Below are 14,105 nucleotides of genomic sequence, written 5' to 3' on the forward strand. Positions count from 1 at the left end.
TCTGACTTCTGCCCACTCTAATCCTCCTCCCTTTTGAACATTCCACTAAATTTCAACTGCGTTAAATTGATAACCATAGCAATGACTAACAGAACGATACCAACCGCAGCTGCGTAACCCAGCTTATTCTGCTCAATCCCTTGTCTATACAGATATCCAACAATGGTTAAGCCAATATTTTGGGGTGATTTGTTACCGTTGAACATCATCAGACTCTCGGTAAACATGGCTAAACCTGCATAAACACTAATTGTGGTAACATATACCGTGGTCGGCTTCAATAATGGCATTGTGATCATTCTAAACTTCTGCCAAGCAGATGCCCCGTCAATTGAAGCAGCCTCATAATATTCATTGTCAATGCTTTTCAAACCGGATAGATAGTAAAGTATATTCACGCCCGTCCATCTCCAACATGCGAGGATTAACAGTGCTGTCATACTCCATGCTCCGTCTTTCAAAAATTTAATAGGCTCTACACCAAATAGACCCAGGAAACTGTTCATTAATGAACCTTCCATTTCACCGAATGTAAGACGGAAAATGGTCCCCGCAACTGCGACAGATGTCAAGGCAGGGAGAAAGAACGAAGATTTAAAAAACTCTCTTCCCACCATTAACTTACTGTTGATCATAACGGCGAATAACATGGGAAAGGGAATTAACAGCACTAAGGTTCCTAACATGTACACAACGCTATTTTTAATAGATATCAAAAACACTTTATCTGTAAGCAATTTCGAATAATTTGCTTCACCAATCCATTTAGGATCCTGCCCCAACATCCGATCTTGAAAACTCATTACGAATGAATTTACAAGCGGATATAACCAGAAGATCAAAAATATGAGTATAAATGGCAATACAAAAACATAAGGCGCAACTTTTTGAGAGTATACAAATTTCTTTATCATATTCTCAATCTCCCTTAACTATGGTTAAACCTGCCGACCACTATACCTGCCAACAGGTTTAATCGAATCATTTACTTATTATATTTATTTCAATTCTTGTTCAATTGCTGCTTGTGCTTCATCCAACGCTTCCTTCACGTCTTGGCCATCTTCAAAGATCGCATTCAAAGTAACCGTATTGAATATATTGCCGATGGTTGGTGAAGCTTTAACGGACTTTATCGCTCTAATTTCGTCCTTGATTTCATTCAAAGTATCAAATGCATTTGTTTTAAAGTATTGGACGTATTCATTTTCAGGGTTTTTCGTAACTGCATCATCTTTCCATACTTCCATGTTGATTGGGTCAAATCCAAGTGTATTCCAAATTTCAGTAGTAGCTTCTTTCGAAAGCTTAGCAAAGGCTACAAATTCTTTTGCCAACTGAACGTCTGTACCATTCTTAGTAACAACTGTGCCAGTACCGCCTAAGCCAACGGAACGAGGGTTACCTTCTTCGAATACAGGCAATGGAGCTATTGCATACTTCCCTTTAAGGTCTTTCATTTCGTTTACAAAGCGGGACATGTACCACTCAGGCATTAATGCACTTGCGTAGTTGCCTTTGTTATATTCGCCTTTTGCTTCTTCTGTGTCGGGTTGTCCGCCAGGGATCGTATGAATAACATTGTTCTTCTGTAGATCGACTAACATTTCAAGCGCTTTAATCATTTCAGGCGAATTCACTTTTGGATTACCATTTTCATCAGTAAAATCAGCATTTTGCTGAGCTAGTAGCAGCGATGCTTGGAACGAAGCTGACGTATCAGCAGTACCTAAGTACTTGCCAGTCTTTTCGTAAACCTGGATACCTGCTTGTTTGTAATCTTCCCATGTTTTGATGGTCTTGTAGTCAACACCTGCTTGTTCGAGAATTTCAGTGTTGTAGAAAGCAAGCGTAGCACCTACGTGATAATCAAAGCCATAAACCTGATCGGCTTTGGAGTAAATCTCGACACGTGAAGGAACAACAGCTTCTTTGTATGGTGCATATACATCATTCAAAGATTCCAGGGGAACGTTGTCACCTTCCAAGAATTTAGGGAATTTACCAAGCTCGATATCCGCGATATCAGGAGCACCTTTTCCGCTTGTAACTGCCAATAAGAGCTTGTTGTGCATATCATCGTAAGGCATAACCGTTACATTCAACTTAATCTGTTTGTCTGGGTTCTGTTGGTTCCATAACCCCAGCATTTTATCCAAATGCTTGCCGTGCAAATCTACGAATGTCCAAAATGACAATTCTGTTGCATTCTCACCGGCATTAGCGCCTAATTGCTTTGTTTCCGTTTTTGAACCAGAAGAATTACCACATGCAGTAAAAACAAGTGACATAATAAGGAGTGTAACGATGGAGATTAAAGCACTGCGTTTTTTCATTTGTTCGTCATCCTCTCTCTTTTGTTATGCATTTGAAAAGTCGGCTGACTAGTTAGTTCTGTTAATTTAAGCGGTAAGCGCTTTCCGTGCCGTATTATAATATATATGAAATAACCTTTATATAACCAATTGATTATAAAATCATAAAGTTTATGGGGAGACGCTACTCTTTGAAAAAGCTGGCCCTCTAACCTAAATGAAACAATGTTTTTGTCCGTTGACAAATCATGACTTACCAAGAACTTGTTAGTACTGATAAAATAAAAAAAAGCCGCTAAAAATAGCGACTTTAATGGGATCCTGTTCTTGTCCCTCGACATGATATGAGTGATGTTTTACAGCCCACCTATTCGAACCTTTTAATCTGTCTTTACTCCACTTCGCTGACTTTCATAATAATTCGCAATCTCCACAATTAAAGCACCCATTCGTTCTTGTTCTGAAGGTCTTTACTCATGGAAAGTCTCTCCCCCATTCTTCAGTAATCCAACTCGTACCTCTTCTACGTGAACCTGAACCGGATAAGTCCGAACCTGTCCCGTATCAGGATCAAGCACCTGACCATCCGTCAACGAAATCTTCCAGTCACAGATTGGGTCGAACAGGACGTCCCCGGATATAATTCCTTCTGCAATCGTGCCTCCGCGCGGGCCAGGGCTTTTATTCTCAAGAGCATAGATACGTCCGTCCGTTGTCTTAAATATCGCAATCTCTTCATTACCTAAGCGCACTACTCGTCCCAGTCTCTCTGTGAAATCATCTACATTGCCAACAAGATAATACGTGTATTCATTTTTATTCAGTTTCGGTTCCATCATGCAGCCCCTTCCTGTTTCTAGTCCTGTTTCGTAGAGATACTAATCTCTTCAAACATCCTTTCCCTTAAATTCGAATTATTCAAGATTTCACTCCATGGTTCCTTCACCTGCGCCAGAGCGACCTCCATTCGCTCAGCCAAAACCCGGCGGTTATCCAGATCATTGACTACAGCTTCCGTGACGGATTCCAATCCCATCCTTTCAATCCATTCCGAGGTCCGCTCCAGATATTTGCCTGTCTCCCGGTAATGCTGCATGAACGCCGCGACAATCTCCAGAAGTTCTTCATCTGTTCGCACCTTACACAGCAGTTCAGCAAGTCGGGCTTTAATTCCGCCATTACCGCCAACGTAAATTTCCCAAGCTCCCTCATTACCGACGATCCCAATATCCTTGGTTGTTGACTCCGCGCAGTTACGCGGACAGCCGTTAACGGCAAGCTTGAACTTGGCCGGCATATCTAACCGCTCGAACTTCTTCTCAAGCATTATTCCCATCCCCATCGAATCTTTCGTACCAAAACGGCAGAACTGTGATCCCACGCATGTCTTGACCGTACGAAGCGCCTTCGCATACGCATAACCGGACGGCATGCCAAGGTCCTTCCAGATCTTTGGTAGGTCCTCTTTTTTGACCCCAAGCAGGTCCAGCCGCTGACCACCGGTTACTTTAACCAGCTTGACGTTGTATTTCACCGCAATATCAGCAATAAGTCTGAGATCGTCCGGAGTGGTTACCCCGCCGTACATTCGCGGCACAACGCCAAATGTTCCATCCTTTTGAATGTTCGCATGCATCCTTTCATTCACAAAACGTGAATCCTTCTCGTCCACATGCTCAGTTGGCCAGATCATACCCAGATAGTAGTTCAGCGCAGGACGACATTTAGAGCAGCCCTCCGGGTTATCCCATTCCAGCGCATATCTTACTTCTTTAGATGTGATCAGCCCCTTTTCTTTAATCGCCGTCACGACTTCATCTCTGCTCAGTGTGGTACAGGAACAGATTGCTTCCTGTTTCGCCGCCGCTGAATCATACTTGTCTCCGAGCACATATTGAAGAATCTGCTCTACAACCGGTCGGCAACCTCCACAAGAACGCGATGCACTTGTGGCCACCTTGATCTCTTCTACTGTGGTTAATCCTTTTTCGTTAATGGCATCCACAATGTGTTTTTTCGTCACACCATTACAACCACATACGATTTCCTCATCCGCCAGCTCTGCGGCTGTATTCCCGGTTTCGACCGAGGCTTGTCCCATAATCGCATTATGAATGGCTTCTGTCATTACCGTGCCTGTTCGAATCCACTGCTGCAGTCTGGAAGATTCCTTTCCGTCACCAATCAGAACACCGCCGACGATCCGTCCGCCGCGCAGGAGAACTTTTTTGTAAATACGTAACCACTCATCATGCATCCGCACTATAGACAGTCCTTCTGCATCCATAAACTCACCAGCGGAGAACACGTCTACACCAGATATTTTTAGTTGAGTAGATACCACAGATCCTTCATATGGCTTCGTATCCACTCCGCACAGATGCTTCGCAAGGACAGCTCCCTGTTCAAATAGTGGAGCTACCAGCCCATATGTAATGCCCCGATGCTCGTTGCACTCCCCTACTGCATAAACATCCGGTGCTGAAGTACGCATATAATCATCCACAAGAATCCCGCTATTAACCACAATGCCGCTTTTCTTGGCTAATGCAGTGTTTGGTCGAATTCCCACCGCCATGACTACGAATTCTGCATCCAGCGTCGTTCCGTCGGTAAAACGAATCCCGCTGACCCGATCATCTCCGAGAAACTCCTCAGTCTGTTTGCCGGTAGCAAATTTCAATCCTTGGCTTTCCAGCTCTGCCTGAAGCATTAGTGAGGCGGTATGATCGAGCTGACGTTCCATTATCTCCTCAAACAGATGGACCACTGTCACATCCATCCCCAGTTTGAGCAGCCCCTTGGCAGCCTCCAATCCGAGCAGGCCCCCACCAATAACAGCAGCCTTCTTGTACTGATCTGCTGCATGCAGCATGTTTTGGCAATCTGCGATATCTCTAAAACCTACAATCCCCTCTTTATCTGCTCCTGGTACCGGAAGCATAAACGGATTGGAACCGGTTGCAACAATGAGCTTGTCATATGGAACCTCCATACCATTGTCTGCCTTCACAATTTTTTGTTCCGTATCAATATGTGTTACAGTCGTTCCGGTATATAGCTCTATTCCATTCTCTAAATACCAGTTCCTGTCATTCAAAATAATGTCTTCTACTGCTTTACTCTTCTCTAGCACATACGATAACTGAATACGATTGTAGTTGGGATAAGGTTCACTCCCAAATACGGTAATTCTGTAGGTGCTGGGTGCCAGTTTTAAGATCTGTTCCACCGTGTTGATCCCAGCCATCCCGTTACCAATCAAGACTAAATGCCGACGTTCTTGTACTTTTACCATGCAAAAACCTCCTACTACCTATATATTCCTATCCATGACAAAGAAAACTTGTAACCTACTAAACAACTAACATACAATCGAACCATTTTTGGCAGTATTTATTGTATTTATATCAAAGAAGGTTATATAGGGCAACTCTTATTTTAATTTTTAACAAAATAATCACCTGCCCGTTAGTTTAATGCATTAACGACTAAATAATGATTAGATATACATCTAATCGGCAATCGGTACAAGTTCTTGTCCTATCATTAAGATTTTCTGAGGTGTATGAATCGTTTCTTTGTCTGATGCGGAAATTTCCATATAGATCCATTCGAATTATCTACCTTGCAATTCAAACTTTCCCATCAAAAGTTTTGTTTTGGTAGTATTTTTTTCTCGTATGCAGGTGCATTCACGTACTGGCTTGCGGGTAGAGCCTCACATACCAAACATGTGTAACGTATAGAAATTTAATATGCTTTGCATTGTATTCTTGGCTGTTTGGTAAGAGGCTTTTCAATATGTAAAAGAAGCTTAACGTCTAAATATTGCTCCATGAGATAGACAACTTTCCTCATAATGGGCCCTGTAATTTTCTGAATTATAGTTAGTTGTCTACGCCCCCAGTGATTACTGCACATAGTATGTGGAGAAATATCACGGAGGTGAGTTCATTGATCAATCATCACGGGAAACGGATTTGTAGACGTAAATTCAAAAAACATGTACCTTGCGGTGCGAAGGTTAAGGTAGTAAAGGTTAAACCTAAGGTTACAGTTAATGCACCACAAGGCGTACCAGGGATTCCTGGTCCAATAGGGCCGATAGGTCCCAAAGGGGCCACTGGTGCTCAAGGGATACCGGGTCCAGTCGGATTGCAAGGAATTCCTGGTATACAAGGACCCGTGGGTCCGGCTGGTGCGGTCGGAGCAGTTGGCCCAGCAGGCCCGGTTGGCCCAGCAGGTGCAACAGGAGCAACAGGTCCTGCCGGGCCAACGGGGGCTGGAATCTCCGATTTCCTGAGTGTTTTCCGAGCTGATCCCGGCACAGGTACGGACACCGTTCCAGGAAACTCGCCAATTACGTTGACTGGTGTTTTGGCTAACGTGGGGGGTGCCTTTACCTTCGTGCCGCCATCTTCAACGATAACCATCAATGAAACAGGAAGTTACTTTATCTCTTTCTCCATTCATAATCAGGGCGATGCCGATTTCAACCTTACAGTGAATGGGACGCCCATCACACCTGTGCCTTTCACAGGTAATGGCGGAGGCCCCATATCTGCTGAAGTTATTATTACGGTCACAACAGTTCCGACAACGATTCAACTGGTCAATGCGAATGCAACTCCTGTACAGTTGCATAACAATCTGAACACCACGGTGACTATTCTGAAACTGACTCCTTAATGTCGATCCACGATATAGTCTATGTCAGCATAGAAATTAAAGTATATGCTTTTTGTCCAGTCCATAAGTCTATTTATTGAAAAGATAGTATGGATGGCTAGGATTCAGGAGCGGCGGGATGCTGTTGTTAAAGACATGACCGCTGCTCTTTTCCTTTTCGTAGCCGAGACCTAAGTGAGGAGAATGGATTCTAGATCGGGAGGATTGTTATTGAAGGGTCAGCCTTCGGATAACAGTGATTAGGCTCGAACAAATCTTGTTGTAAGATAACATAGAACATAGTATATGGTGCAGAGTTCGGAATGTTACGGTACATATGGCTGGAGAGCGGATGCCTCATTGATTTTATAATCGCCGGGAATGGATGAACCATCGCGACATTAAACCTCTAATGCCCGCAACTTACGCTGTTGATAATCAAGCATGGCTTCGTATAACAATTGTCCGTTAAAGTCGCAGGTCCCTCCTCATCTATTGCAAAAGGAACTCGTGTCAGTTGTCTCATAATATTTTAAGTTTTTATTACAATGGTTTGACGGCCTCCGTTATTAAAGGTCATTCTATTAAGCCTAATTTTCTATTATATTAATTACTGTTGGGAGAGAATGTATCACTTTTTTTTAAAAAAGGTTTGCTTTGCTAATCATGGTACCCATATATTTTCCGAGCATATCAAAATTCTAGTCAGTCTGCTCAAGTGCTGAGAATTATGTTAGGTATCTCGATCTTTGTGTCTATGACCCAAGCTACATATATAAAGCTAGACTTCTTAAACAGATTTAATTCATGTTGCATCTTTAATAACTTGAGAATAGTCACTACGATGAGCCTGGATTGATTAGAAACAGGTGGATCAGCGGCCTTTTTTAACGAGCAATATTAATCATAGAATTTTTACACACTCAATAAGGGCTTTTTCAATGCCTGTTCTCTGAGTAACCCTAAGTATTCGGACGAGTTCTGACGATTGCATTTTTTCATATCCCACCCGTTCGTTCAACATAAAAGACAGCCGATCCATTGATCGACAAATATTTTGCATAAGATGGGAGATCATAAAAGTGGAAGGGAGCGTTATCAGCTAAAAGTAAAGAAATCAAAAATAAGGAGGGATTTTGTTGAACAAACAAAGAGCAATTGAAATTTCGGAATCGACCATTATGAAAAATGTAACTTATCAGGATGCACTGGTTTTTATCCAGCATGTTAATGAGGATGAGACGGCTCGAATCTATCCGATCGGAAATTCGGAGCAGGAAATGACAGTACCTTTGTCCAGTTTAACTGAGCATCCCTAGTTTGTAAGCTCGCTTCTTACAGTCCTGTTTCAAAGGGGTAACAAATCGAACGCCGTATCTTGACATGAGATACGGCGTTTGATTTTTAGTGGGGAAGATTACCGGAATTTTGTGGCTGAACCGGTGCAGGAGCGTAACCATTTTGCATTTGCTGCATGTCTTGCTGGGTAAGCTGCGGCACTTGGTAAAAGCCATTTTTATTTTGATAAATCGAGATCTCATAAGCCATCTCTATACAGTTTGGTAAGGAATCTGCAAGTACGCGACGTACAACCGGATTCGTTGTTTCCAATTGCTGCTGTTGTTTTCATTACAGCCCCTGATTTTACTGAGTTTAACATACTAAGGGATATGGATTGATCACATATCTCAGCTGCCGATTGAATTGGTTTTGTCGGTTGACTTGGTTTCATCCCATAAGTAAAATCATTATCTTGTTTCATTTTATAGCTCTGGGTCCGTTTTGAAGGATCTTGTCCGGTTTTGAAACTTTCCAATGTAATGTTATATTCATCAGCCATAAATTGCTTCTGACGCTGTAAGATATCCCGAAGTTCTGGATCTTGTACGTGCTCACTCAGCATGGTATACGTGTTCATTGTATTGATACTTCCTGCCAATACCTCATGGACATCAAACATCTCATGTCCGCCATGATTCAGTTGGGGTGGAACTATGCCTGTCTCAATGTTTTGATGGTTTTGCTGCTGCATTTCGTATGTCCTCCTATGTGTTGTTTCCTGCAAATAATGATTCCTTACATTCGCAGTCAGTGTTTATTATTAATATCATGGACTCAATATATTCAGAATAATTTTTATAGATCACCTGTACCAAATTCTTTCATCCAACTCTTGTTTAGAATGGTCGCAATCTTCGTAGTTTATCAGCTAGATCTCAAAAAAGTTATTCTCCTTCTCATCTACACGCAGCTTTACGTGTTGTTCACAAAGATTAACTAAGACCAACACCTGTTCATAAGCCAATGTACGCGTATACGCAAATATACTAGGATGATTAGCTTATAAATGTGTCCACTGTTCTCGTTCTCTATCAATCTCATTAATTAATCTAATAAGTAACTCCTTTTTTAACTGATATTTTTTCCCAGTATCCGTATCACCTATATTCATGAAAAATTCCCACGCTATTTATGGATACGATTCTCCATGACTAAAACGAACGATCCTGCCTTAGTTTAATGAATTGAAGGGCCAAGATGACGATTAGATACACGCCTAATCAACAATAAGAACCATGTTCTTGTTCCTTGACATGCCCGGTAAAATCCTTGTATTACGTGCAGCTCCCAGCACGTAGTGCACTCCTTCATGACGAGGGTGGTCAGCCACTATTTTGTTAAGTTCACTTCTTCCCTACACTTTCATTGTTATTCTATTAAGCCTAATTTTTTGTTATATTAATTAGTGATAGAGAGGACGTATCAGTTTTTATAAAAAAAGGTTTGCTTTGCTAATCATGATACACTTCTACTTTTTAGTGTTATATGTGGAATATCATATATTTTACTTTCAACCATATCAAAATTCTTGTCAGTCATCTGCTCAAGTGCTGAGAATTATGTTAGGTATCTCGATCTTTGTGTATATGACACAAGCTACATATATAAAGCTGGACCCTCTTAACACATTTAATTCATGTTGCATCTTTAATAGCTACCTGCTCTTTTTCTGTTAAAAATACAGAGTGACAAGAAAACATTGATTCTCTCTGCCGACTTAGTATGGATTTTAGTTCTTGTGAGAAAGCTGTACGGTTCAATAAAGATTGATTATGAGGTGAACAATGAACGGAACATTAGATCAATTGCGATACATCGAAAAATATGAAAGTTGGGAAGGATCATTGGAGGTTAAAGCTTCGGTAGATTTATTTAATACGGAGATATATTCGCTTAATACGTTTATCGATACTAAATATGCACTAACCACGGAAGATCTAAGTACAATTCATTTTGTTAAAAAGCATTTTCACGAGATATATACGATCTTCTTAGAAAGTTTGTTGGAATGGCAATTATACGGCATTGCTTATGAGATATATGATGAATAAAATCACTCGTTTGAATCGATTTATCCTAAAGAGATAGAGGACCTCCATTCATATGTAGGTCTTCCTATACTTCAGATTCTACATGAATATGCTAAAGATGCGCATTCATACTATTCCCTTAATTTTAACAAAAACTGCAGAATTTCTATTGAACACGGCTTTACAGCCCTATTCCATAAAAAAGAACTCATCGATCTCTCCCCTTCGGATATTGATTCTGTAATTAGCGGACTTCAATATATTGAACCCGATTGTTCACAGTGGGAAAAAGGTTTTTGGAGGTTAAAACCAAAACTTGAGAATAGTGACTACGATGAGCCTGGAGTGATTAGAAACAGGTGGATCAGCGGCCTTTGTGATTAACGAGCAATATTAATCATAGAATTGTTAGTCGTCCTAAGAGCATTAAAATGAATTCTAAATAAAAACTGCTTCATTATCTTCAAACTATTTACACACTGCTCTGCATTGTTGAGTATAGATTTGTGTTGTTGAACTTTTTTCATGCCCTGGCAGACTTTACTCTTGGTATCAAAAATTCTTTTTCTATTTTTCAAAGCCTAGCTGAGAATAATATTCCATAGCAGTCAGTGCAGAGAGTTTTCAGGCAATCGGTACAAGTTCTTGTCTCTCTTAAATCTGAACTAGTTGTTATATTTCAAAATCATTATTTAGTGGCTGAACGTTATCATAAACAAAAAAAGGCACCTCTGTGGGGAGGTACCTTTGGCTAATTTATCCGCAAGACATGTTTCTGGCTGAGCAAGGATAAACATTGAATAATGCTACAGATTTCAAACACCATAAATAGATTTAGTTGTCATTGTATACAGCTTCTCTTTTTCGCAGTACCACTACGATATCTGTCTGAGGTACAAATAAATTATAATTCGTTACATGCACTTGTCTCGTTTCGGTTACGGATTCAATCTTTAATTCAGGAGGAAGACAGCGCTCTATGTGAGTAATTAATGTTTCTTTGGTAAATCTCCAAATTACACCATCAATCGAAGAGTTCGCCATATATCCACCGTCCGTTACAGAACCTGAAAGAGACTTGAGAACGACCGGGTCTGCAATGATAATAGATCCACCGTCACGTAACAGTCTGCAGCTCTCTATGAAGGCTTTTTTGTGATAGCGAATGTGATGAAAGCTTCTTGCAAACAAAATCATATCGCAACTATGGTCAGGTAAAGAAGTAGGCTTATCAATGAAAGCATGGATATAAGAATCAAACCTTCCCCACTTCTTTCCAAGTTTTAGAGCATTTAAATTCGGATCCATGTTGAGAAAACGAACATCCTTCTGCTTGCGAAGATACTTGTTCAATAAACCTGTACCACAGCCCACTTGTAGAACATCGCCCTTTAAAGGGGGGAGAACTTTGTAGACATTACGAGGAATAGGGAAATTTTGAACGTACATGGCCAATTCGTAGAAAATCGGATAACGCTCTTGCAATCGAACCAATTTACTAGTGTAGAAAGGTTTCCGTTTTTTGTGACGTTTGAAGTCCCATTTGTTCAAATAGTAGACAGGGGTTAACAGCAAGAACAAAATAATAAAAACACTTTGGACGCTATAAATTCCAAGTTTACTAAAAAGATCATTGGAATTCTGAGGCATCATTTGTTTAGATGTATTCAAAATGACCCAATCCCCTCTCACAACACTATAAATGGTGTAGAAGCTGTTCTAACATAACAAATAATTCAAAGAAGAGCCGTTTACGATGATGCATCACCATGATTTTGTTGAAATCGCTTATGTATACGAAGAAGAAGGCTTTCATTAGATTGGGGCCAATGTATTTTGGTTTCCAAAGGCGACTTGTTTGTCATCCACCTTGGTGTATCACAGGTGTTTCAACCATTTGGATTTGAAGGAACAAGCTCCGCTATATATTATGAACTGTCTGTATAAGCCTTTTTTGGAGAAATAATTTTTTTGTGGAGGCATCAATTAGACAATGTTTGTCGAGCGGCGTAATGAATTACGCAACATATTCTTGTCTCTCATCATAGCATCGAAAAAGCCGCCCACAGGCGACCTTTTGAGCAAGAATACGATTTTCAACTTGAGGACGCTGGATTATAGAGGTCTGCATCATGTTCGGAGATCCAATCAATTTGCTTGTATCCACGGCCAGCCATCGTTTGCTGCCGCACATCCAGAACCTCTAATTTCGGTGCCTGCCAAGGCACTTTTTTCGTTTCCATCAGTCGTCCCCTCCTTTCAACAAAAACTAGAACCAAGACGCGAGCACCCTTACATTACTTGCGCACTACAAACCTTTTAAGATACAATATGTATCTTTGTGAAAATTATAAGACACAATACGTATCTAAGTAAACAACTATTTCATCCCTTTCTATATGAAGTGCGACATCCCTCATAAAGGCTGTGCTAATTCATCTATCGGTTACCTTGATCGGAACCATCTTTTCGTAATTCTAGTCCCCTACCCCCTTTTTTTTGTTGTATTTACAACAAAAATATTATCATTTATAATTTTCTAAAAGAACGTTTAATTTGTTTATAATTAAAAAATGAATTTCTGAAAGGATTATTAGAAATGAAATCAAAAAAAATAGACTTTATTGAGGAACTGAAGATCGCTTTTGAAATTAGAGAAGAAGTGTTTGTGAAAGAACAAAATGTACCACTTGAAGATGAGTTTGATGATTATGATAATTTAGATGGACAGTGTGAGCACATCCTGGTCTATTTTAATGAACGACCCGCCGGAACAGGCAGAATTATTATTCAAGATGGCGTAGGTAAACTCGATCCAATATGTATCTTAAAACCTTATCGCCAATATGGTCTTGGGAAATTAATCGTTACATCACTGGAAGAAATTGCAGAAAACAAAAAAATATCCAAAGTTAAATTACACGGACAGACACATGCAGAGGGGTTTTATCACAAGCTAGGATACAAGACGACCTCCGATGTATTTATGGAAGATGGAATTCCGCATTATCTAATGGTAAAAGAATTATTATCGAAATGATGCCGTTATCACGTGTAAATCAATATTTAATTTATGCAATAGGTATCTTAATTCTAACTCTTGGCATTACGTTGACCATACAATCAGAGCTTGGAAGCTCTCCATTCGACGCTCTTCTAGTCGGATTGTCCCTAAACGTAGGTTTAACTATTGGCAGCTGGGAGATTATTATCGCTCTAGTTATGATATTTTTAAATTCGTTGCTACAAAAACAGAAACCTGAATATTTGGGTTTAGTAACTGCACTTATAACAGGCATTTGTATTGATTTCTGGCTGTTATTGTTACGGACTTGGGTGGCACCTGATCTATTGTTTTTGAAATTTTTGTGTTTCGGCTCTGGTTTGGTTGTTGCAGGAATAGGAACGGCCATGTATCTACAGACCAATTTTGCACCGATTCCGATCGATCGGTTAACACTCTCACTACAAAAAATAACTCGAACGAATATATTTTTTGCGAGAACTCTGATTAATGTTGTAATCCTGTTCATGGCATTCATTTTTAATGGACCCATAGGTATAGGAACTGCACTGGCTGTCTGCTTCAGTGGGGCCATTTTAAATGTTTTTATACCATGTATTGGAGAAATGATGGAAAAATGGAGTTCAACAGAATCAGGAAGTAATGAGGTCGATGGAAACCATTCCGTTTAGAATACCCGAGGGCAAGAACTTGTACCGACAAAATAAAAAAGCCGCTAATATA

The 14,105-nt window shown here is 40.3% G+C and carries 12 protein-coding genes and 1 pseudogene; 5 read left to right on the plus strand and 8 right to left on the minus strand.

The genetic code is table 11. The annotated features are described in order from the left end of the window. Nucleotides 1-17: 17 nt before the first annotated feature. The 4 genes from J2T16_RS02685 to nirB all read right to left on the minus strand — a co-directional run bounded on the left by J2T16_RS02685 (nucleotide 18) and on the right by nirB (nucleotide 5,613). Nucleotides 18-914, minus strand: a complete 897-nt coding sequence (locus J2T16_RS02685; RefSeq protein ID WP_221789574.1) for a carbohydrate ABC transporter permease — start codon at nucleotides 912-914, stop codon at nucleotides 18-20. Between the two features lie 84 nt (nucleotides 915-998). Beyond that, nucleotides 999-2,336, minus strand: coding sequence for an ABC transporter substrate-binding protein (locus tag J2T16_RS02690; RefSeq protein WP_221789577.1), 1,338 nt, complete (start codon nucleotides 2,334-2,336; stop codon nucleotides 999-1,001). A 449-nt stretch (nucleotides 2,337-2,785) separates the two neighbouring features. Then, entirely contained in the window at nucleotides 2,786-3,151 is a 366-nt protein-coding gene (locus tag J2T16_RS02695) for a nitrite reductase (NAD(P)H) small subunit (RefSeq protein ID WP_221789616.1), read from the minus strand. A gap of 20 nt (nucleotides 3,152-3,171) precedes the next feature. Further along, nucleotides 3,172-5,613 carry a nitrite reductase large subunit NirB gene (nirB, locus tag J2T16_RS02700; protein WP_341180937.1) on the minus strand — a complete coding sequence of 814 codons (2,442 nt, stop codon included), beginning with the start codon at nucleotides 5,611-5,613 and terminating at the stop codon, nucleotides 3,172-3,174. A gap of 659 nt (nucleotides 5,614-6,272) precedes the next feature. On the opposite strand from nirB, the gene J2T16_RS02705 reads away from it, so the two are divergent. Together J2T16_RS02705 and J2T16_RS02710 are read left to right on the plus strand one after the other, a co-directional pair. Beyond that, entirely contained in the window at nucleotides 6,273-7,007 is a 735-nt protein-coding gene (locus J2T16_RS02705; protein ID WP_499017719.1) for a collagen-like protein, read from the plus strand. Nucleotides 7,008-8,125: 1,118 nt separating this feature from the next. Then, nucleotides 8,126-8,305 carry an H-type small acid-soluble spore protein gene (locus J2T16_RS02710; protein ID WP_499017720.1) on the plus strand — a complete coding sequence of 60 codons (180 nt, stop codon included), beginning with the start codon at nucleotides 8,126-8,128 and terminating at the stop codon, nucleotides 8,303-8,305. Nucleotides 8,306-8,390: 85 nt separating this feature from the next. Here the strand turns inward: J2T16_RS02710 and J2T16_RS02715 are convergent. Then, nucleotides 8,391-9,018: pseudogene (locus tag J2T16_RS02715) on the minus strand (spore coat protein). Nucleotides 9,019-9,195: 177 nt separating this feature from the next. Then, entirely contained in the window at nucleotides 9,196-9,312 is a 117-nt protein-coding gene (locus tag J2T16_RS02720; protein WP_373323179.1) for a hypothetical protein, read from the minus strand. 799 nt (nucleotides 9,313-10,111) lie between these two features. Here J2T16_RS02720 and J2T16_RS02725 point away from each other — a divergent pair. Next, nucleotides 10,112-10,378 carry a hypothetical protein gene (locus J2T16_RS02725; protein ID WP_499017721.1) on the plus strand — a complete coding sequence of 89 codons (267 nt, stop codon included), beginning with the start codon at nucleotides 10,112-10,114 and terminating at the stop codon, nucleotides 10,376-10,378. 813 nt (nucleotides 10,379-11,191) lie between these two features. On the opposite strand, the gene J2T16_RS02730 is transcribed toward J2T16_RS02725, so the two are convergent. Beyond that, nucleotides 11,192-12,028, minus strand: a complete 837-nt coding sequence (locus J2T16_RS02730; RefSeq protein WP_499017722.1) for a class I SAM-dependent methyltransferase — start codon at nucleotides 12,026-12,028, stop codon at nucleotides 11,192-11,194. 425 nt (nucleotides 12,029-12,453) lie between these two features. Then, entirely contained in the window at nucleotides 12,454-12,600 is a 147-nt protein-coding gene (locus J2T16_RS02735) for a paeninodin family lasso peptide (RefSeq protein WP_499017723.1), read from the minus strand. 356 nt (nucleotides 12,601-12,956) lie between these two features. Between J2T16_RS02735 and J2T16_RS02740 the strand changes: the two genes are divergently transcribed. Together J2T16_RS02740 and J2T16_RS02745 are read left to right on the plus strand one after the other, a co-directional pair. Next, the gene (locus tag J2T16_RS02740) at nucleotides 12,957-13,397 is read left to right on the plus strand and encodes a GNAT family N-acetyltransferase (RefSeq protein WP_499017724.1); all 441 of its coding nucleotides are present in this window, start codon (nucleotides 12,957-12,959) and stop codon (nucleotides 13,395-13,397) included. Further along, nucleotides 13,394-14,053, plus strand: a complete 660-nt coding sequence (locus J2T16_RS02745; RefSeq protein WP_499017725.1) for a YczE/YyaS/YitT family protein — start codon at nucleotides 13,394-13,396, stop codon at nucleotides 14,051-14,053. Before J2T16_RS02740 ends, J2T16_RS02745 begins: the two co-directional genes overlap by 4 nt. Nucleotides 14,054-14,105: the final 52 nt, after the last annotated feature.

It is taken from the genome of Paenibacillus intestini (assembly GCF_030803945.1).
GTDB classification, from domain to species: Bacteria; Bacillota; Bacilli; order Paenibacillales; family Paenibacillaceae; genus Paenibacillus; species Paenibacillus polysaccharolyticus.